At 47.9% G+C, this 21,470-nt stretch carries 16 protein-coding genes; 5 read left to right on the top strand and 11 right to left on the bottom strand.

Translation table 11 applies throughout. From position 1 onward, the window contains the following. Positions 1-105 precede the first annotated feature (105 nt). Positions 106-1,839 (top strand): gamma-glutamyltransferase, encoded by a 1,734-nt coding sequence (gene ggt, locus GmarT_RS28650; protein ID WP_157158915.1) that lies wholly within the window; start codon positions 106-108, stop codon positions 1,837-1,839. Between the two features lie 24 nt (positions 1,840-1,863). Here ggt and GmarT_RS28645 read toward each other — a convergent pair whose 3' ends face one another. The 4 genes from GmarT_RS28645 to GmarT_RS28630 all read right to left on the bottom strand — a co-directional run bounded on the left by GmarT_RS28645 (position 1,864) and on the right by GmarT_RS28630 (position 6,210). Next, entirely contained in the window at positions 1,864-3,273 is a 1,410-nt protein-coding gene (locus GmarT_RS28645) for a HEAT repeat domain-containing protein (protein WP_002645082.1), read from the bottom strand. Between the two features lie 243 nt (positions 3,274-3,516). Then, a complete protein-coding gene (locus GmarT_RS28640; RefSeq protein ID WP_002645084.1) occupies positions 3,517-4,398 on the bottom strand; it encodes a sugar phosphate isomerase/epimerase family protein in 882 nt (293 codons plus the stop codon). A 67-nt stretch (positions 4,399-4,465) separates the two neighbouring features. Beyond that, on the bottom strand, positions 4,466-5,506 hold the full coding sequence (locus GmarT_RS28635) for a zinc-binding dehydrogenase (RefSeq protein ID WP_002645085.1): 1,041 nt from the start codon (positions 5,504-5,506) through the stop codon (positions 4,466-4,468). Further along, entirely contained in the window at positions 5,503-6,210 is a 708-nt protein-coding gene (locus GmarT_RS28630) for an orotidine 5'-phosphate decarboxylase / HUMPS family protein (protein ID WP_002645086.1), read from the bottom strand. The genes GmarT_RS28635 and GmarT_RS28630 overlap by 4 nt, the downstream gene beginning before the upstream one ends. Positions 6,211-6,592: 382 nt before the next feature. Here GmarT_RS28630 and GmarT_RS28625 point away from each other — a divergent pair, with 382 nt between their 5' ends. Next, positions 6,593-7,735, top strand: a complete 1,143-nt coding sequence (locus GmarT_RS28625; RefSeq protein ID WP_157158916.1) for an HlyD family secretion protein — start codon at positions 6,593-6,595, stop codon at positions 7,733-7,735. A gap of 336 nt (positions 7,736-8,071) precedes the next feature. After that, complete coding sequence (locus tag GmarT_RS28620) at positions 8,072-8,251, top strand: hypothetical protein (protein ID WP_149303545.1); 180 nt, start codon at positions 8,072-8,074, stop codon at positions 8,249-8,251. 125 nt (positions 8,252-8,376) lie between these two features. Here the strand turns inward: GmarT_RS28620 and GmarT_RS28615 are convergent, their stop codons facing one another. Further along, positions 8,377-9,567, bottom strand: coding sequence for a M24 family metallopeptidase (locus tag GmarT_RS28615; RefSeq protein WP_002645089.1), 1,191 nt, complete (start codon positions 9,565-9,567; stop codon positions 8,377-8,379). A 270-nt stretch (positions 9,568-9,837) separates the two neighbouring features. On the opposite strand from GmarT_RS28615, the gene thrC reads away from it, so the two are divergent. Next, a complete protein-coding gene (gene thrC, locus GmarT_RS28610; protein ID WP_044236843.1) occupies positions 9,838-11,241 on the top strand; it encodes a threonine synthase in 1,404 nt (467 codons plus the stop codon). Positions 11,242-11,342: 101 nt separating this feature from the next. After that, positions 11,343-11,837 carry a hypothetical protein gene (locus tag GmarT_RS28605; RefSeq protein WP_002645091.1) on the top strand — a complete coding sequence of 165 codons (495 nt, stop codon included), beginning with the start codon at positions 11,343-11,345 and terminating at the stop codon, positions 11,835-11,837. A 19-nt stretch (positions 11,838-11,856) separates the two neighbouring features. On the opposite strand, the gene ribD is transcribed toward GmarT_RS28605, so the two are convergent. The 6 genes from ribD to GmarT_RS28575 all read right to left on the bottom strand — a co-directional run bounded on the left by ribD (position 11,857) and on the right by GmarT_RS28575 (position 21,419). Next, positions 11,857-12,990 carry a bifunctional diaminohydroxyphosphoribosylaminopyrimidine deaminase/5-amino-6-(5-phosphoribosylamino)uracil reductase RibD gene (ribD, locus tag GmarT_RS28600; RefSeq protein WP_002645092.1) on the bottom strand — a complete coding sequence of 378 codons (1,134 nt, stop codon included), beginning with the start codon at positions 12,988-12,990 and terminating at the stop codon, positions 11,857-11,859. 87 nt (positions 12,991-13,077) lie between these two features. Beyond that, positions 13,078-15,273: an SEC-C metal-binding domain-containing protein gene (locus GmarT_RS29665; protein WP_002645093.1), complete on the bottom strand. Its 2,196-nt coding sequence runs from the start codon at positions 15,271-15,273 to the stop codon at positions 13,078-13,080. A gap of 266 nt (positions 15,274-15,539) precedes the next feature. Then, positions 15,540-16,685 carry a trans-sulfuration enzyme family protein gene (locus tag GmarT_RS28590; RefSeq protein WP_002645094.1) on the bottom strand — a complete coding sequence of 382 codons (1,146 nt, stop codon included), beginning with the start codon at positions 16,683-16,685 and terminating at the stop codon, positions 15,540-15,542. A 255-nt stretch (positions 16,686-16,940) separates the two neighbouring features. Beyond that, positions 16,941-17,870 carry a cysteine synthase A gene (gene cysK, locus GmarT_RS28585; protein WP_002645095.1) on the bottom strand — a complete coding sequence of 310 codons (930 nt, stop codon included), beginning with the start codon at positions 17,868-17,870 and terminating at the stop codon, positions 16,941-16,943. 307 nt (positions 17,871-18,177) lie between these two features. Beyond that, positions 18,178-19,632 (bottom strand): right-handed parallel beta-helix repeat-containing protein, encoded by a 1,455-nt coding sequence (locus tag GmarT_RS28580; RefSeq protein WP_044236845.1) that lies wholly within the window; start codon positions 19,630-19,632, stop codon positions 18,178-18,180. A gap of 20 nt (positions 19,633-19,652) precedes the next feature. Beyond that, positions 19,653-21,419 carry an Nramp family divalent metal transporter gene (locus GmarT_RS28575; protein WP_002645096.1) on the bottom strand — a complete coding sequence of 589 codons (1,767 nt, stop codon included), beginning with the start codon at positions 21,417-21,419 and terminating at the stop codon, positions 19,653-19,655. Positions 21,420-21,470: the final 51 nt, after the last annotated feature.

The raw sequence follows: 21,470 nt of genomic DNA, 5'->3' as shown, positions 1-21,470 counted from the left end.
AATTGTCTGATCCGTTTACAGGAATAAGCGTATCACTGTATCTCTTCGACTGAAAGCAAGGCTATGTCGTTTCGATTACTCCATCATAAATCATTTATGAATCAAATGTTATGCATAATCCTGGTGATTGCGATATCAGGGACGACACGCTCAGGAACTGCTGCAGAGCAAACCGCGGGCGTTGACTCAAAAGTGTATCCCAACGCAGTGGTCGCCGCGGATCATCCCCTGGCGAGTGCTGCGGGAATTGCCATTTTGAAGGCCGGCGGTAATGTCGTTGATGCGGCAGTAGCGACTTCTTTTGCGCTCTCCGTTCTCAGGCCCGCCAGTTGTGGCCTGGGAGGCGGTGGCTTCATGGTGATCTGGGATGCCGAGCAACAAAAATCAATGGTTATTGATTATCGAGAACGCGCACCGGCTGCTGCCACACCCGATATGTATTCGCGTCTGCCTGGTACCGATGCACAACGTCAACTGGCCAGTCGTCAGGGGCCACTGGCAGTGGCGGTTCCTTGTAACGTCGCTGGACTGTGCTATGCGGTGAAAGAGTATGGCAAGCTGGATTTGAAGACGGTGATGCAGCCTGCGATTCTGATGGCCCGTCGTGGCGTTCCGATTAATGACCACATGCGATCCGTACAGAAATCCATGTTGGCCCGCATGAAACAAGGTAAACTGGACCAGAAAGAGTTTCAGCCACTCATCGATGAATATCTGAATCATGGCAAACCGTGGGAAGAGAAAGCGCGTTTTTTCAGTCCCCAGTTGAAGGTGCTGGAACTGATTGCGGAAAATGGTCGTGCCGGTTTTTATGAAGGACCTGTGGCGGATGCGATTGTTGCGACCTGCGGGAAGCAGGGGGGCGGGATTCTGACCCTGCAGGATTTAAAGGATACCGAGCCCATCATTCGCAAGCCTCTTACTACCAGTTTCGATGGATATCAGATTCTGACAATGCCTCCCCCTTCCAGTGGAGGAATCGCGATTATTGAGTCCTTCAATATGATTGATGCTCTGGAAAAGCAGGTCCTGAAACACCCTTTTGCCGATCTTAAATTTCATTCTCCTCAGGAACTTCACTATCTGACGGAGGTGATGAAACACGCGTTTGCCGATCGAGCCGAATATCTGGGTGATGCAGACTTTGTACCTGTTCCGTTGGAGCGGTTAACAGACCCGAAATACGCTTCCCGCCTGGCGGCCCGCATTGACGCAAAGCAGACTAAAAAACTGAAAGACTATGGACGGTATATTCCTCCTAAAGATAGTGGAACGAGCCACTTATCAGTTATGGATGCAGCCGGCAATGCGGTGGCGTGTACCGAGACCATAAACCTCACATTTGGAAGTTACGTTGTGATCCCGAAATACGGGATTGTGATGAATAACGAAATGGATGATTTTGCTGCCATCCCCGGGAAACCCAATGCCTTCGGCCTGCTTCAGAGTAAAGCCAACGAAATCGAACCAGGGAAGAAACCACTTTCCAGTATGTCGCCTACGATTGCAGTCAAAGATGGTAAAGCGGTTTTTTCTGCAGGTGCCTCTGGAGGCCCGCGCATCATTTCCAGCACACTGCAGGTGATGTTGAACATGATTATTTTCGGAATGGAGCCGGAGCAGGCCGTTGAGTCTCCCCGTATTCACCATCAATGGGTACCGGAAGACCTGCTTTTGGAACAGGTGCTTTATAAGCAGGCAGGAGAGCAACTGAAGCAGTTCGGTCACACAATCAAGAAGAGTTCCAGTCTGGCTGCCACCCAGGCGGTCTCACGTCAATCAGACGGATTGCGAGGACACAGTGATACACGCAAACATGGTGCTGCTGCCGGCTATTGATGGCTGACAGAGACTTCTGCAGGATCATTCTATTTTCTGAGCTGCAGCCAGTTTCTTTTCAATCTCTTCCTGTGTTTTCTCCAGCTCGCGTTTGACGACTGTTGACTCTTCTGCTTCGGCACGTTTTTTCAATGCATCAATCGATTCCCGGGTTCCGATCGCCTGTAATATATTGCAGGCCTGTATTCGCATTGAACTGTCAGGATCGTCCAGTAATCTCAGAACCGGTTTTTCTGCGATGGTTCCCATGATTTTGAGAGCTGTACGTGCATCTTTCATATCTGCGCGGTTGGAGAGGCGGCCGACCAGAATTTCTGCCATTGTTTCTGAGTGAATGGTTGGCATCAACTGGATGATGTCTTCACGAACTAAAGCCGAATTTTCTTCTTCAAGCAACTTTGCAAAAGCAAGTGTCGCTTCGTCGGTATACCAGACCGACATGACGTTGATATGTTCTTTCATGCGGAAACCTTCTTTTGCCTGGGGCAGAGTCTCTGCCAGAACTGTAGAGACTCTGGCAAGATTATCGGAATCCGGTTTCATAGTGACCAGTTTTTTACAGGCTGTATCATGTGCAAAAGAGCTGGTACCAGATATCACACGCAGTGCCCAGTCGATCGTATCTTCGCCTGGTTGTGGCTTTAAATCTCGATCATTTTTATTCGAATCGACAGGGGTTTCAGCCTTCATTTCCGGTTTGGGAGTAGCGGAATCGGACATGTTTTTAAGAGAGTTGGAATTCGCAGAAACTTTTACTGAAGGGTCAGACTGCGGAGAATTCGAGTTCTGTTGCAGTGCAAGTGCATTTATCTCCTCAGGTTGGACTTCGATTGTGATGATCCGGTTTTGGACATCAATCTCTTTCATTTTTCCACAATTGAGTTTCTGGGCAAAAGCAAACAGGTCTTTTGGAACCCGGTTCAATACCAGAACCAGTTGCTGATCTCTGCTGAAAAAATCGACCTTTCCGTTTTCTGTCGGAACAGTGGTAGTTTTCTCTTTCTGCTCCGTCGAATCCAGATAAGCAGACTGTATATTTTTCTGAAGCAGTGGAACAGGAACGGTGTTGATGTCGGTGATTCCACGTAAAATCACGGCAACGCCAGGCTGTTCTGCATCCAGGGTCCGTTTGCGAATATCACTCAACAGGTCCGTTTCGGGAACCACAGTGACAGGTGTCTCTGGTTTTGATTGCATGGCGGGAGTTGCCGACTCTTTTATTTCCGCCGTGGTTTCAGGTGCCGTCCCTAGTCGAGATTGAGATAATCGGGGGCTAACAGATGATGGACGAGGCGCAACATGATTGTTTGCGGGCGCGAATGGGTTGGAATTGGTACGTTGCTGACTGGTGTCAGATCCGCCACAACCAGGCGCGAGCAGTACACAGGAAATCAGAAGCAGAGACGGAATGGTGTTTCGAATGTTGGCCAGCATGGGGATACGATTCTGTTGGAATGATAAAGGCAAACAGGCACAGCAACTGCTTGGTATAGATTTTACGCTATATATGGAGATCAGGATCAAAAAAAATTGAACTATGATCAAATAGACATTAAAAATCCGGAATGGTTCAGGTAGCGAGCATTTGTATATATGCTATCTGCACGTCCCACTCCCTGCAAGACCAGTCACTTTATCTATATTTCCAGATCTTCATTTTATGCTGATGAAGCTGTTTTAAGGCCAATATTGAGTTATTTTTGCCCTGAGAAAAGCCACACTTTCCTCTAAATCTTCCATTCCGTTGACTCCATCTTCGATGCTGACCCAGCTGTCGAAACCAACCTGTTTCAGTTGTGAGAAGATGGTGTCATAATCATTGAGTCCTTTTCCAATCACTCCATGACTGAGTCGACTGGCGTAACCCAGGCTGTTTTCTTCCTTGCGCAGGTCTTCAATCGTTCCCTCGGTCAGATATCGGTCGCTGGCATGCATTGTGACCACCCGGTGTTTTATCCGTTCCAGCAGTTCCAGTGGATCTTCTCCCGCCAGGATTGTGTTACTGGGGTCATAGTTGACGCCGAAAAATGGCGAATCGATTCGGGATACCAGATCACAGAAGACATCTGCCATCTGTGCAAATTCCGGATAATCCCAGTAGTTGTCTTTGTAGTGGTTTTCAATAATCAGAGTCAGTCCCAGTTCTTCTGCCAGTGGAAGACAGGCTTCGATCGATGAGACGGCATATTGTATCCCCTCTTCCCGGGAAACTTCAGGCCTGCGTTGACCAGAAAGCACTCGACAATATTTTCCACCGAGTGCTGCCGTCATTTCCATCCAGAACTTTTCACGCTCGATCTGTTCGTTCCGAAACGCCTCATCAGGGTGTGTAAAGTCGGGTGAACAACACATCATGGGAATTTCCAGTCCCTGATCGCTGGCCATCTTTTTGGCTTCCGGCCAGAAATTCCTGTCTTTCATTTCCAGAAAGCCGGCGTAGAACTCCAGCCCGTCAATATCAAGAGTGGCTGCCAGATCAATCCACTGGTGTAGTGTGATCTCTCCTGAAAGGCATAGTTCGTCCATAAAGGCTTTGGGAAATGCAGCGAGTTTTGGCATCTAAGATTCCACCAGGTTATAGTGCTTTTTTAATCAAAATGATCTTCAACAGTTGCAGCGATCAACTTTACGGTGTCAGGACGGCTTTCACAATCTCACCTGAGTGCATGGTTTCAAAAGCCGTATGCCATTCACTGAGAGACCAGGTTCCACCGATAATTGGTTCGATATTCAACTGACCTGTGGTCAACAGGCGAATCACTCGCTCCCAGATCGGCCAGTTATGGCTGAAGCTGCCTTGCAGTCGAATATTTTTCTGTACGAGCGGATCAAGAGAGAACCCTAAAGGTTGTGGTCCCCAGCCCACCTTGCTGATCCAGCCACCTGGACGGACAATTTCCAGCGACTTTTTCAACGTGACTGATACACCGGCGGCATCGACAACGCCATTGACTCCCAGTCCGTCTACTTCGTAAGCCCAGTCGTCAAGTCCTTCGATGACTGGCTGACATCCATAAGATCGCTCAGCAATTTCGAGGCGTTCCTTATCACGCTCAAGTCCGACTACGGCGACTTCAGCTCCCTGCAGCCGCGCCATGGCAGCACAGAGTAAGCCTATAGGTCCTGGACCGAAAACCACGATGCGATCGCCGGGTTGAATTTCACCGTTCATCACAACTGCATTGAAGGCGACACAACAGGGTTCGGTAAGGGCCGCTTTTTCCAGTGGTAAACTATCGGGAACGCGATGCAGGCAACGTGCGGGTACTCGTACAAAACTGGTCATGGCGCCGTTTACTCCATAACCGAATCCTTTACGGGTGGGATCCAGATTATAGCGGCCTTCACGAGACAGCGGGTTGTCAGGATCGATAATTGCTGCCGTCTCACTCACAACACGATCTCCCTCGGACCAGTTTTGAATAAGACCACCTGTTTTGAAAATCTTGCCGGCAAATTCATGTCCGAGTACCACCGGATAATTCACAGGCCAGCTGTGATCTGCCGTCCACTGATGCAGGTCGCTGCCGCAGACACCAACCGCGGCGACTTCCAGCAGTACTTCGTCCGGGCCGATTTCCGGTACGGGGATCTCCTGCAGTTCAACGGAATTGGCTTCCGGGGCATAGTTGACGACAGCTGTTTGCGTTAATTCAGTCTGATTCATTTTTGACCTCCGATGGCGATGTCACCGTATGCGTGTACTTTTTCACAAATCAGTCTTAACGAGTCTTCCAGGTTACCACTCGCTGTTTTGAATGAATCTGCGTCAATGGTCAGTGGGGCTCCCAGCACAACGAGTGGTGCACCATACTCGGGCGTCTGGATCGCCTGTTCCAGGGAAAGACCACCAACGGCCTGTACTGGAACGCTGACAGCTGCGACAACTTCTTTCAGTTGATCGAGAGGGCTAGGCATCCGTTCGCCCCGAGCAGCAATCCCGCGACGTTCATCGTAGCCGACATGGTGAATCACAAAGTCACAGCCCAGATCTTCCAATCTTCTGGCAGCGTGAACCATATCATCTGCCAGATTGTCGCCCATCACTTTTACGCCATGATCTTTTCCTGCCTGCACGACACAGTGAATGGTTTCTTCGTGTGCGCGCGACATGACGACTACATGAGTTGCTCCGGCTTGGGCCATCATTTCCGCTTCCAGATAGCCGCCGTCCATTGTTTTGAGATCCGCAACGATGGGTGTTTCCGGAAAATTTCTGCGCAGTTCTCTCACACAATTCAGACCCTCTGCAAGGATCAAGGGGGTGCCTGCTTCCAACCAGTCAACTCCGGCTCTCATTGCCATCGCCGCCGTCTCCAAAGCCTCTTCAATGTTAGTCAGATCCAGCGAGATTTGTACAATCGGCTTCATGAAATTGGTTTCACTTTCTTTCACTGTTGAAATCGGTGGGCAGTAATTTGTTCACGCATCAGATGCGGCCCGATTGAGTGGAATTTCCGGACAGCTAAGCTCGACTTGAGAACCATCCTATCGGAAGAATTTCATAAATGCGAACGCTTGAAGCAACTCTGGTAAGAATTTCAAAAAGTGTACATAGGAATATTTCCTGGGAAAGTGCAGAGAGAGTCAGACTTCGTAAGCGTTAAAGTTTAACAGCTAACTGCGGGGGTGTGTGGATTTTGCTGGTTTTGAGGTAAATTCTGGTCGTTCGGCATCCGATTCGATTAAAGGCGTGTTATGTCACGCATGCGGGATGATTGAATGAATCTGGATGATTGTAGGACAGCCAGAAATGCCTTCTGAATTATTAGATGACTATCAGGTACAGGACCATTTGCACGAGCACCAATCGACATTTGGAGTTCGGGCGATTTTCATATTATTCATAGCTCTAGCGGGTGGAATTCTTTGTGCCCAGTGGGTGCGTGGCGCTCGAGTGGAAACCTATGTGGGTTCATTGCAGGCCCCTAAGACCATCATCACAGCGAATAACGACGCTATCATTCAGGAAATTTATGTCCAGGAAGGCCAAACGGTTTCCAGCGGAGAAACTATTTTGACGCTGTATGACAGAAACCTTGAGAAGAGCTGGAAGTCGAAACAGCAGGAACTGGTGATGCTGGAGTCTGAGCTGGAACAGTCGAAGGCGAAAAGCGAAGTCGAACTGGCTTTACGTAATAAAGAAATCGAGTCAGATGTCTTTAATGCGAAGTTGAAATCCTCTCAGTATCTCAAAGAAAAATATATTCATCAGATAACCAATCTGGCCTGGCAGGATTTCCTGCAAGATTACGATTCCATTTCGAGTAACGGGTCAAATGAGGATGTCTTTCGCTCACTGGTGTATGAAAGCCGGTTGCCTGATGAAAATAGAATCACAGCGATGCTGCGGCAGGAGTCTGCCCGGAATTCAGCTGAAGTTTTTGCGGCACGCGTCAAGCTTTGTGAAGATCAGATGGAAGAGTTGAAAGCAATTCAGCGGAAACTCCCAGCTCAAATTCGTGTTGCCATGGGAGTGGAAGTCATTAAAAACCGTCTGGATCGCGTAAAACAGGAATTGAAACAACTGGAATCACAGCGAGATGCTTTACAGCTGAAAGCCGGCAGATATGGAACTGTTGGAATCTTTGCCTGTGAAAAAGGGGATCCTGTTAAGAAAGGGACCCCGATTGTGGAACTCTTTGATAAAGAGCATCCCCACCTGGTCGTCGAAGTACCTTCCCGGAAAATCAGCCTGTTTGACGAGGGGAAAGAAGTCAAAATCATGTTTTCAGGTAATTTGAAAGGGAAAGGTACCATCCAGAGGATTTCAGAGCAGGCAATTCTACAGCCTGGTTCCACTGAAAGTATCATTCTGGTTTATGTTGCACCCGCCGGACCTCTCTGGCCCGAATTTCCAATGGGGACTACTGTCGATGTCATGTTAGAGAAATAACGCGGACATTGGCAAAAAACCGGTTCCGGCCTGCAGATTGAGTGAAACTCTAACTCTAGTCAGGCCCTGCTCTTCGGTCATTTATCGTTTTACTGGTCTATTTTCGACTTGAATTTACACCGTATAAGTTACAATATTTGTCAATTCTCGTGATTAATATCAGGAGTGATATTTTCACCAGAGACCTGAATCAGCTCTCTCACTCGCTTGAAAATCCTTGCCAGGAATCATCCAGAGAGAGTTCAGGGTTGTTCTTTAACAAATTGGGTCGCGCGGCTGCAGGAAGCTGGTTCGCCGAGTTTCATTCTCAAAACTTTTAGCGTGAGGAGAAGACCGTTGGGTATTTCAGCTACAATTCCTTTTTCGGCAGAAGAAGCAGACAGACTATCAGTCGATGCTATAGAGGAGATGAGGCTGCGCACCTGGGCAAGAAAGAACTACATTGAAGTATCGCAGCGCGACGATCTCTGGCACCCCGTCATTCTGGATGAGATGTTACGCATCGATCAGGAGTAATCCCAGTTGCTCGGGACTCCAGCCAAAAACTCATTCAAGGGAACAATTGCGTCTCCAACTCTGTCATATCTCATCCAGATAGACTTGGAGACGTTACAACTGTCAGTATCTTTTAAAACCTGACTTTAATACTCTGCCAAAATCGGCAGGATCTCTGTCTGACGTTCTCCTGCAGTCACATGCACCTGATGTTGTTCGTCAATGAATACATTGATTTCGCTGCGCACTCCAAACTCCGGGAGATAGATTCCCGGTTCAATTGAGAAACAGGTTTGTGGTAAAACCAGGCGCTCTTCATGAGTTTCCAGGTTATCCATATTGGCTCCGTTCCCATGTGTTTCCTGCCCGATGCTGTGACCGGTTCGATGCACAAAGTATTCACCGTAGCCGGCATCTTCAATCACCTCACGACACGCCTGATCCACTTCCCAGCCTTGCAGGGGGGCCTTTGATTGAAACGACTTTTCTATCAGCGAAATCCCCGCATCGCGTGCTGCTGCCACAATCTTGAAAACTTGCGTGTATTGTTCGGGGACTGTTTTGCCGGTAAATCCTACACGGGTCATATCACTGTAAACACCACGCGGGACATCCAGTTTAGCCCACAGATCGATCAGAACGAACTGTCCTTCTCTAATCAAGGTTTCCTTGCCGGTTCCGGTTTCATAATGCGGGTCTCCGCTATGTGCTTCGCGCGCGACGATGGGCGGGTGATATGTTGTTAATCCTGTCTCATGAAAATGCTGCATGATTACATCACATACTGCTTGCTCTTCTACACTCCCCTGCTCTCTAATTTTTGTTGCGATAAATTGCCAGGCAACTTCGAATGCTTTATCGGTATGGACCCCCGCCCGTTGATGCAACTCCCATTGTTCCTGATCCCAGACTGCTTCAAAAAGTTGTACCAGATCACCCGAGGGAACGACGGACTCAACTGATTCACCGACCAGTTCAACCGTACCTGCATCGACACGGGATATATACGGATTCGCATTCCGCGGAGAGTACTCCATTGCAACCCGTTTGGTCTCACGTAAGATTGTCTCGATGCCCGCTTCCAGCTCCTGCCATTTGAGGTAGATGATTTTCTTACCCGGTAAATGATCGAGGGTCTCTGATTCGATACGATGAACCAGTTTGACTGGCTCTCCGGATTTGGGAATAAAGTAGAAAAAGCGGCGTGACCCCATGGCTTCATTGGGGATATCAAGAATTCTACGGGCCAGAATATTGCTGCCTCGAAAATCGTACAACAGCCAGCCATCCAGAGAAAACTGTTCCAACGCTGCTTGTACCTTAGAAAGTTCGAACATGAATGCACTGCCTGCTGATTGAGGTTTTGATGAACGGATCATTAGAAAAGGTTGTTAATCAAAGCAATGTAAGACGTTACAAGTATTATTTCAAGATGGGAGATACGGGACATTCTTTATAATCAGTCGGACTTCCCGGAAAAACAGTTTGATTCGAGACGCTTTCTGTTGCCAATCGTAGTTGCGGTCAGGACAATATCGCCAGCAGACCAAAGTCTGTAAATTATTACCAATCTATAGAACCTGTCTTAAAACTGAGGAGAGAAGACAATTTCCACTGTATCGACTGAGCTTGCTTATCAGAAATGCATTTCACCTGCCTGTGAGGCGACTTATTCCCTGGACGAAGTATTAACCAGCTGTCCTAAATGTGGTGAATTGCTGGATGTGACTTATCACTGGGACCAGGTTCCAGTGCCTCAGTCGCTGCGCGAGTTCGAGAAGCGCTGGAGCAAGCGAAACAATCCCATCGATTTCAGTGGCGTCTGGAGATTCCGGGAACTACTGCCTTTCGCACAGGACGATCAGATTATTACGATCGGCGAAGGTCAAACCATGCTGAAGGCATCGGCTTCAGTCGCACGGTACGCGGGACTGAATGAAGACAGCTTATATCTGCAGTACGAAGGTCTGAATCCCTCAGGCAGCTTCAAAGATAACGGGATGACTGCCGCTTCTACACACGCTGTTATGGTAGGAGCAAAGGTTGCCGCATGTGCTTCGACAGGTAATACCAGTGCTTCACTGGCGATCTATTCCAGCGTCGCTCAGAAATTCAAAGTCGTCGTATTCGTCGGCAGTGGTAAAATTGCATTTGGAAAATTATCGCAGGCACTCGACTTCGGTGCTAAGACAGTTCAGATTCAGGGAGACTTTGATGACGCGCTGGCCCGGGTGCGTGAAGTTTGTACTCAGGAAGGGATTTACCTCTGTAACAGCGTGAATCCATTTCGACTGGAAGGCCAGAAGTCGATTATGTTTCGTGTACTCGAAAGTCTGAACTGGGAAGTACCAGACTGGATCGTAGTACCGGGCGGAAATCTTGGTAACTCAAGTGCCTTCGGTAAAGCATTTATGGAACTGAAACAGCTGGGGTTAATCGATCGCATTCCCCGGCTGGCGATCATCAATGCTCAGGGAGCCAACACCCTTTATCAACTGTATGAACAACACGGCCTGCGCTGGAATGGTGGTAATTATGAACGCGATCAATCAACAGATTATTTCACACAAATGGATAAAGAAAATCGCCGTGCCTCAACATTAGCCAGTGCGATTGAAATTAACCGGCCAGTGAATTTCTCCAAAGCTTTACGCGCCCTGGATATCTGTGATGGAGTTGTTCGTGAAGTGGATGATCAGCAGATTCTGGATGCGAAAGCGCAGGTGGGGGCAGGTGGATTGGGATGTGAACCGGCAAGTGCCGCCAGCGTCGCCGGAGCAAAACTGCTGAAAAGCGAAGGATTGATTGCTGCCAGTGATCGCGTCGTCTGTATTTTAACAGGACATCAGCTGAAAGATCCAAATGCTACTGTCGCCTATCATTCAGCAACCGATGAACATATGGATGAAAAACTGTCGAGTCATGGGGTGAATACAGCTCCTTTTTCCAACGGACCTATTGTCGTTGAGAATGATTTAGATAAAATAATAGAAGTCATTCGATCGTTTTGAACAGATTCTTTCTTCTGGCACAGCGGACTGTGTTTCAGGTTAAGATGTATATATTAATTTGTAACTCCACTACCAGTGGAAATGAGTTTAAGGGGCACGGAATGAGTTCACCCTTTGAGGAACTGGAATATATTGCTGATTTTCTTCCAGAGGAGGGAGAATCTGTGATTGTTTCGCGCAATCATGGCGAATTGATCTGCGAGAATTTTCAAAAAGAGCGTCCTCTTGATGAAATGGCGAGTCCCGAATTTTATGGTCATCTCGTCCATGCAAATGAGCGCCTGAATGCGTTGGTTGCCCGCCCTGTCTGGCTCTCCATTCTCGCCTGGTTCTGGATCTGTGTTGTGATCCATGAGGCATTTAATCTTGGCTGGGGTGGCTGGTATATTGATCTGGGGCTGGGTCTGGTGGCAATGGCTGCCAGCTATGCTGCCATTCGGTTACGCCAGGATCGCTATTTTAAAAATGAAGTTCGACCGACTCTGAATCGGCAGATGTATGGCAGCAATCTAAGCAAGTACGCATTGGTGGGAGTCATCAGACAACGACCTGAGTTACGAACACTGCTGGATACACTCTCACGTTCGCTGCATTAAATCGACTGGCTGGCACCATTCATGTGTGGTGTTCCACCCGTCCATTCACATAAATGTCTGAATCCAATTGCTGGATCTGATAATCTTGCAGGTTATGTAATTCGGGAATCATTTCCAGCCCTTTACCTGCGATGGGTGTTACTGCTTCTGCTCCGCCAATAATCTTCGGTGCGATGAATACATGCACTTCATCAATGAGCCTTTGATCAAAGCAGGAGCCCAGCAAACTGCCTCCTCCTTCCACCAGAATATTTGTCATATCCCTTCGAGCCAGTTCCTGCATGCAGAGTCGCAGGTTGGGTTGACTCTCATTTTCACTGGTGCAGTTGGAAAACTGCAAAACTTCCACTCCTGCCTGTTCGAGTTGGAGAATCTTTTTTTGAGAAGCGGAAGGATGTGCTACCACAATTACAGGCGCCTCAGCGACGGTCTGAACCAGTTGGGATTGAACTGAAAGCCGCGCCTGTGAATCAATAACAATACGGGCAGGTATTCTTTTTCCGGGCGGGCGCGCCGTCAGCAGCGGATCATCAGCTGTTGCGGTTCTTTGACCGACCATAATTGCATCCATGCGGCCTCGCAATTCATGTACCCGTTCCCTTGAACGCGGATTCGAGATCCACTGCGAATGGCCAGTCCGCGTGGCAATTTTCCCATCCAGTGTCATGGCCCACTTGGCGTGGATCCAGGGCAAACCCTGTGTCACTCGTTTTACGAATGGGCGGACCAGAGCCTGCGCTTCAGATTCAAGCAGACCAACTTCGACTTCGATTCCAGCCTGTTTCAGTTCTTCAATGCCACCACCGTCAACGTGAGGGGCGGGATCACGCATTGCAATTACAACTTTCTTGATTCCGGCCCGGATCAGTGCTTGAGAACAGGGGCCGGTTTTACCCTGATGACAACAGGGTTCAAGCGTGACATAAATGGTTTTACCCTGAGACTGCTCACCAGCCATATTCAGCGCATGGATTTCTGCATGGGGGCCTCCACATTGCTGATGGTAACCTTCACCAATGAGCTTGAGACTGTGATCGACAATAATCGATCCGACTGCAGGATTTGGCTCGACAGAACCTGTGCCACGTCGAGCCAACTCCAGGGCGCGATGCATGACTTCTTCTGGACTGGAAAACACTCTGATAGGATCCACAGTCTGACACACTTTCCTGCAGGGGGCCGATTCGATTGTTAAAGTATTCGAATTGATCAACTCATATCGGATTTGGTTCGATACTGTTCAGGATTGTCCGGGAATCCAGAGTTTCTGTCCAGCATCAGAGTCAGGAGCGGCATCACCGGGTGACCAGATCCCTTCGCCCGAAGCATTTCCACCGAAATCACCTGCATCCAGAAGCGAAGCGCCCGACATCCAGGGAAGATCCAGCTCAAACGCTTGAGCAAAGGCCATGAGGTACTCTTTAATCTGAGGTGTCTTTTTGCCATATTTATCCCAGATTTCTTTCATGAAATCAGAAAGCTCGGGATCAGAAGTGTCTTCCAGACGAAAGGAAAGTTCGCGCATTTTCCACTGCATCTCATTTTCAAATGCTTTATTGGGTTGTGACTGCGAATGCTCCTGTCCTTTTTTGATCCAGGTCAGCATTTCCTCTCGTTGATTTTTTTTATGACAGATCTCTGTCAGTGTTGTGTAGACTCGATCCAGATCCACTTCTTTTTTACATTCGTCACGATTGAGTACTTCGATCAAAACATCATACAGAAATCGGGGATGTCGAATGAGCAGGGCACGATTGAAAATATACATCAGCTGCGAATTGCTGAGCGATTTCACCGGAATCCGGTTTTGTGTCATTGAGGAACAGGTGTTAAAATGAGACGACTCATTTACTTCAAGATGAGGAAGCTCAGACAGGCCCAGTTCTGGATCGAGTTCTGAGAAGTCCAGGAAATGACCCAGCGACAGGGTTTGCGCATCAAGAACATAAGCAGCGGCTGTCAAAGCAATGTTTAAATTTTCATCGGATGCAGCTTCTTTGGGAGTTTTCCCGTTCAGACCAGCCAGTTTTGTATTTGGCCAGGTTTCCGAGAGGAGTATTTTCCACTGCAGTGCTTCCAGTTCCCGCCGTTTGAGAATCGGCATTTTTTGAGGAAAGCTCCAGCGGAAAAAGAGGGGCCATTGTTCTGTGGGGATGGGAGAAAGCGGGTTCCCGGTTTCTTCGCTGTCGCGTTCTACCACTTTTAAACCACAGTCCGTTTTGCCTTGATCACCCAATGCTTCGTCAAAAATATTCTCTGCGAGGGTTCGTTGATCGCCTTCATACGCATAAAGATGAATCAGCGCGGGCTGCCCGATTTGTCGATCAGCATCGAAGACATCAATATCGCCAATGACGGTTGGGACATTTTCGAGCGTAATATTTTCCCCCTTCGATTCGGCATCGACGGGAATATTGGTGATCTGGAAGTAGGCAATCGGGCTGTTTTCGTCCGGATTCTGTTCCTGCGGAGGAGGTACGTTCCCGCGTAATATCTGAGGATGCTGCTCCAGCAGAGTCAGAAAGCGGGAAATAGATTCCACTTCAAATATTTTTTCAATGGAATTGACCACATCCGCTGTGTTGTTGAGGTCGAGTAATTGCGCCAGCGTTTCCAGTTCAACGGCTTCGGCAAAATCTGTTTCAAGACTGCCTGCCTGATGAAACAATTCAGCGGCTTTGACTTCATCTGTTGCCCAGGCATAGCAGAAGGCTGCATTTTTCCAGAGCGTGACCTCTCCAGTAGCTTCCGCCAGTTGTTTAAAAAGTCCGGCTGCAGAGCGATAGCAGCCAAGATTTGCCAGACGTTGGGCTTTTTCAAATGTGGCTTTTTGCTCTGAATCTTCAAGACCACATCGCTCCAGAATATGAACGCCCCGGAACTGGTAGGGAATTTGATCATCGCCATCAAATTCCAGAAGATTCATGAACAGGTTCTGCTGGTATTCCTGCGAGGCAACCCGCATTGCCAGGGCAAAATGCTCGCGTGCTGCCAGATAGTATCCGCGCATTTGCAGTGCGATGGCAATACTGATAGCCAGTGGAGTTGCGAGGCTGACATCTACGGCTGCACATTTCTGAAACGCCGTGTAAATTGTTTTTTGGGAATGCTTATAGCCGTAAGCCAGGAAGGAAGATGTTGCCAGTAGAGAATGGGCGGCTGGATGATTCGGGTCGTGTTCAAGGCATTGAATTAAAGGGGCAATTGCGTCTTCAAACCGTCGTTCTGCCATCAGAATCTGGGCTTCAGTGATGAAGCTTAAAGGCTGATCTGGATGATTTTTTTTGAGTCGATCCAGCAGTTGCAATGCCGTTGCTGTCTGGTGAGTTTCATGCAGATGTGAAATCTTACTGATTTCATCACCTACGGAATGACAACAGAATTTATATTTTTTGCCACTGTTACACGGACAGGGGTCGTAGGAATCTATACTCATAACCTCGGCCTTCTTGGTTACCTGAAGGTTGAACTGTGGAAAAAATATCTTGATCGGAAAACTGTCTGATCATACAGGATCGAAGTAGAGTTCATTGGAATCAAATTTTTTAATCCAATAGAACATCATATCACAATGGAAACGCATATTGCACGCGCTCAGTGCTGACTTCTATGAGAATTCACTGACTCCCTGCAACAGCGGGACGAATTCTGAGATCATACCACTGGTTTTCTGCAGTCAGGAAGTAACAAATGACTCTCAGATCAACTGTCTAAAGCCTGCTTCAGATCTGCGACGAGATCTTCAGGGCTTTCTATCCCGACAGAAACCCGTACTGTTTTTTCTGTGATGCCGGCAGCACGACGTGCTTCCAGCGTCATCGAAGCATGACTCATGCTTTCGGGGTATTCAATTAATGATTCCACACCACCCAGTGATTCTGCCAGCAGAAACAACTTGGAATTGAGCATGACTTTTTCAGCAACGGGACGGCCATCCCGTACGTCGAAACTCAGCATTCCACCGAACCCATCCTGTTGTCGTTTTGCCAGTTCATGATGCGGATGAGATTCCAGTCCCGGATAATAAACACGCTCTACTTTCGGATGAGACTCCAGCATCCGTGCTAACGCCATTGCACCACGCTGATGTGCTTCCATGCGTGGTGCCAGGGTTTTAATTCCCCGCAGTACCAGCCAGGCATCAAAGGGAGCACAACCCAGACCCAGGGCATTGGAAACATAAGCAACGCGTTCTGCCAGGTCCTCAGTGCTGGAAACTACACAGCCTCCAACAACATCGGAATGCCCGTTTAAATATTTGGTTGTCGAATGCAAAACGAGATCGACACCGAATTCGATGGGGCGCTGCAGATAAGGAGAACAGAAAGTGTTGTCAGCGATAGTCAGAATATCTGGTTCTGAATTGGCAGCAACCTGAGTGACAGCTTTGATATCAACCAGGTTTAATAGAGGGTTACTGGGGGTCTCAATCCAGATGGCTTTGGTTTCAGGTGTGATGGCTGCCCGAACATTTTCCGCGTCACTCATTTTTACAAACGAAAATGTGATACCCCATTTCGTGAAGACATCCGCAAACAATCGATAGGTGCCGCCATAAATATCATCGCCGGCAATAATATGGTCTCCGGGCTTAAACAGATGCATCACCAGGGTAATAGCAGCCATCCCGGTCGCTGTGGCACGGCAGGAGACCCCCCCTTCCAAAGCAGCAATATTTTCTTCCATGGCACTGCGGGTCGGATTGCCACTACGGGTGTAATCAAACCCCTTGTGACTTTCCAGGCTGTCCCAGTAGAAGGTCGATGAGGTGTAAATGGGCGTAGTACAGCTGTTAAATGTGCTGTCCTTATCGACTCCGGTATGTACGCACTTGGTTTCAAAACGCATAGTTAACTATCCAAATCTGTGTGAATATCTGAAAGGATCCCGTTACAATTGCCGACTGACGTATTGTCCCGAAGGACACTGATCCCGACTGTGGGTTCCATGTAATTTCTGTTTTAAAGAAGGATACAGCCGCTGACCGCTGGTGGCTACCGTTCCGGCAGCAGAACTGGATGTAATGATCTTTGTACAGCATGTCTGTACTGACATCCTGCCCGGAAGGGGTTCCCATTTAATGATTTGCAGCAGCAAAAATGTTCAGCGTGCATCATCAAACAGTGATGTGGACAGATAGCGTTCACCAGAGTCTGGTAAAATGACAACAATAGTTTTACCTTCCGCTTCCGGACGCCTGGCGATCTCAAGAGCTGCGTGCATTGCGGCACCACAACTGATACCACATGTGATTCCTTCACGTCGGGCAATTTTACTCGCCATTTCGAACGCTTCGTCATCTGTGACCTGAATGACTTCATCAATCAGTGATGTATCACAGTTACCGGGAATAAAACCAGCTCCGATACCCTGGATTTTGTGTTTTCCCGGCTCACCACCTGAGAGGACAGGGCTGCTGGTAGGTTCCACAGCTACAGATGTCACTTTCAACCCCTGGTCCTGCTTTAGAAAGCGGGAGACGCCTGTAATCGTTCCTCCAGTGCCAACTCCTGCAACGAAGTAATCAATCTTACCTTCGGTATCTGTCAGAATTTCGGGACCGGTTGTCTTGAAGTGAATTGCCGGATTGGCTGGATTTTCAAATTGCTGAGGCATAAAAAACTCAGGGCTCGCTGCCAGTTCTTCTGCTTTCTGAATGGCTCCTTTCATTCCATCTGCTCCAGGAGTGAGGACCAGATTCGCACCAAAGCCTTTCAGCATCAGACGACGCTCCACAGACATGGAGTCTGGCATGGTGAGCGTTAACTGATATCCTCTTGCTGCACAAACAAAGGCAAGTGCAATTCCTGTGTTGCCACTGGTTGGCTCAACGACCTGCATACCTGGTTTCAACTGTCCACTTTTTTCCGCCTCCCAGATCATGTTGGCGCCAATGCGGCATTTCACACTGTAGGCCGGATTTCGTCCTTCAACCTTTGCCAGTACCGTCGCCTTAAGTCCCTCAGTCAGGTGATTGATTTTAACCAGCGGGGTGCGGCCGATTGTTTCTGAATTATCATTGAATATGGACATGTCTATTTCTTTCGATCAGAGGAACTTGCAGACGACTTACAAAAACGGATCTGGGTCCGTTGCAGATTTTTTTCGCGTAAACAGTGACGGGACTGGTAGTTGACAGTCCTCGCCAGACCGCCTGTATTATGTAAAATCACCGAAATTGAGGCAATCCCTTTTCGATAGGATCAGTATTGTAAGCTCAACTCATTACAAAATAGCAGATGCCGGCTCATTTTGGCGAAGTTAAGTACTGGCGCAGCAGAATGTTCGAAATGATCAGCTTCTGGAAAGGACTCAAAACAAAAATGGAGAGTGAAGCTTTTTATGGATTGACGACTGTAAAAGTCGATGTGATGGGATCCGATGGACCGACTTTCAGTTTCGCTTTCGTGCCTTCGGAACCTGGTGGCAACTCAACGATACCATCTGGCCTCACTTTCAAAGGCCCCGTGTGAGAATTCGAATCATCCTTTGAAGCCGTTACGTAATCTGCAAACTGTCCGGTATGAAAGAGAGTGTTCTGCCAGTTGATCTGACCTGGTGTATAATAATTGAAATCAAAAAAGGAGTTCGGCGAGTTCGACTTCAGGATTGTATCGCAGTCAATAATTGCCGTCTGCGACATGTGACAGAAGCTGTTACTATCAACCATCAAGCCAGTCTGCGAGTCGGAAATGACCGAACGTTCTATGATAGCGGTTGCGCCGTTACGAATACTCAGCCCGGTCTGATTTCCATAGCCAAAGAGAGATACATTTTGAGCAAACAGGATTGTCTTACAAAGCGGATTATATTCCGCACCAATTAAGTGTCCCGGGTTTGCTCCGGCGATATCAACTTCTTTCTGGATGCTGTCTTTGATCTGACAATCAACCAGCGAATGATAGCCTCCCACCAGACTGACTCCAATCTGATTTCGCTCTGCTAAAACACCGTTATATACCGATCGGGAAGCATTCACATCCTGAATGCCGAAAAAATTATCATGGACGTGTGCATTTTGAACGATCAATCCCCCAGACTCGTGAATCGAAATACCGTCATCGCCGTTATGCCGGGCGATAACGTTTTCAAGACGAACACCGCGGCAATCACCGTGGATATTGAATCCATCATTGGAGAAAAATTCAGCTGACAGATTGCGACAAACAATATAACTGGAACTGGTAAGTGTGAGGCCGCTGATGCGTAAGGTCGCTTCCAGTTGGTATTCAGCGGGTCTCTTTCCGATATCACAGAGAAAATAGATTTTATTTCCACTGCGGTCCCAGTAGTGCTCACCCGTCTGAAGCAGATCCAGACTTTTCGCTTGGGGAATACGTTTACCACGAGAAACCAGAAATGGATTTCCATAGGGGGTTTTATCAAGCGGGAACACAAACAGACCCTCTTTAACTGTTTCCCATTTGGAAACATCAATGGTTTTCAAACCTGATAAAACGGCTCCATTTCCTTCGACTACAAAAGGGCGATCAGGACTTCCTCCCAGATTACGAAACAGCATGGTTTCCCGGTAGGGGATTCCTGTGTTTGCGAGTTCGAGGGTATCACTTCTCCCTGCTAATGTGATTGCTCTGGAAATTGTAGCAACCGCGGTATTTTCTGAAATCCCATTATTTTTGTCGCTGCCCGTCTTGTTGTTTACGTACCAGGTTGCAGCATCGGTTGACGAAATTATCTGTGGATTGATTAAAAGCCAGATAAGTAACAGACAGCAATAAATAAGTCGTGAAGCTGTCTGCTGTTTACAATAATAAAGCAGAGAAAATGGTTGCATGCGATGAGCCTGGAGCAAATTTAATAAGAAAAGAGTAGTTTAAAGTACGGTGAAATGTAGGGGATAATCTGCATTCGAAATGCCTGCAGACTGAAGTATCCAAAAAATGCTGCAGCCCATACCATCGCAACAAATCGAAGTGGACTGGTACTGATGCTGCGACTGAGAATCTTCGAATTCATATAGAGCAGAATCATTGAATATAAAAACATCACGCCTCCGTTCATGGCGGCTGAAGTTTCTATCAGAAACAGAGGCTGTTTGAAATGTGGATTGACAGAACCGTAAAGCAGGATTGCAGAACCCAACAGAATCTCACCCCAGAGAAAGCAATAATACAACTTACTCAGTGACCAGCGTGCATTGTCTCTGAGATAATTGACTTTCAGGATATCAGCCGAAATACGGGCAGTCGCATCAAGTACACCCAGTTCGGTTGTCAGCAGAATGGCCGCTCCCATCAGCAGGAACATCAGCTTGAAGGTACCCCCGAGACGGCCTTCCAGCAAAATGGCCTGACCCCAGATGAAATTGAGACCAGTACCAAACTGCGATACGCCTTCTTTTAATTGTCCATCGGCTTGATAGAACAAAGAATAGGAGATCAAAGACAGTAAAACCAGGCATGCCAGACAGGTCAGAAAGAAACTGAAAAAGTGCTCAATATTAGCAGCGCGCCACCACTGTTGCCAGCGTTTCTGATTTTCAGCAGTATGCTTGAAATGATAGCCAACCTCACTGACTGCTTCTTCCTGGCCTGTTATTGGACTGGTAATGCGCCCGATATACTTGCCCATTCCATAGCCTTTGTCTTTGATGAAATTACTCTGTCCAAGATTCATCGTGCCGCCGGCTCCTGCAAAGGCCAGCGCACCAAGCAAGGCCATCGTTTTCAGACCGCTCGATTCATCGGGCATCTGACCGAAATTGACAGCACCTTTCATCATGGAAGAGATGGCATAGGGTTCGATCAGATATATCCCCAGTACCACAGCAATCACAAAGATCATGCCTACCAGGAAGATTTGAATTTTTTCTACGGTGTTGTAAACAACAGGTCCAGTGGTTAAGACAATGCCAACCAGTAACAGGCCTGCAATTCCGAGGAAGGTGCTGTATTTTGCTTCGTACTGCAAATCTTGCCTCTGATTGATCTTTTCAAATAAAACGGGTGCGTGGTTTTGAATCTGATTTTGAACAAAGACATTACTGAGTATATCGCGTTCTTCCATACTCATATCGCCGCGCCATTTAAGCAATCCCGTTTCCGTTGAGTACTCAATCTTTTCAGATGGTAGATTGTCTAGAGAGAGCGGAGAAGGAACTGGATCGATTTGAGCAGTGGCAATCGTCTCAGGTCCGAAAAAAGTCCAGCTGAGCATCGTACCTGCACCGGTGGCCCACCCCGGCCACGCCCAGGGAATGATATTTAAGAACAACATGATCCAGGCCCAGTGCTTATTCAGCCGACAGAAACCGGTGATGGCGCTTTCGCCTGTTGCCAGGGTCCAACGCTCAATTTCCATATTCATAAAAAACTGCGTGAGCACACCCAGCAGGCAGGCCCAGAAGAAGATGAAACCAGTTTTGTACGTGATATAAGGCCAGAGTACGAATTCGCCCGAACCCAGTGAGAGCCCTGCCAACATGATGCTGGGGCCAATCATTTTTCTCCAGGAAATAGCCGGGGGGAGGTCCCGATATTTCAGAGGTGGTAGTTTCTGATGTGGTATGACCTCATCGGGTACCAGTTCTTCATCGGGATCAGGTTGGATTTGGTCAGACATGAGGCGACTTTCTTGAATGGCGAGCAGACTTCAAAAGGGTTTTCATTCTAA

Source organism: Gimesia maris, from assembly GCF_008298035.1.
GTDB classification, from domain to species: domain Bacteria; phylum Planctomycetota; class Planctomycetia; order Planctomycetales; family Planctomycetaceae; genus Gimesia; species Gimesia maris.
This window is presented reverse-complemented; position numbering and strand designations above follow the sequence as displayed.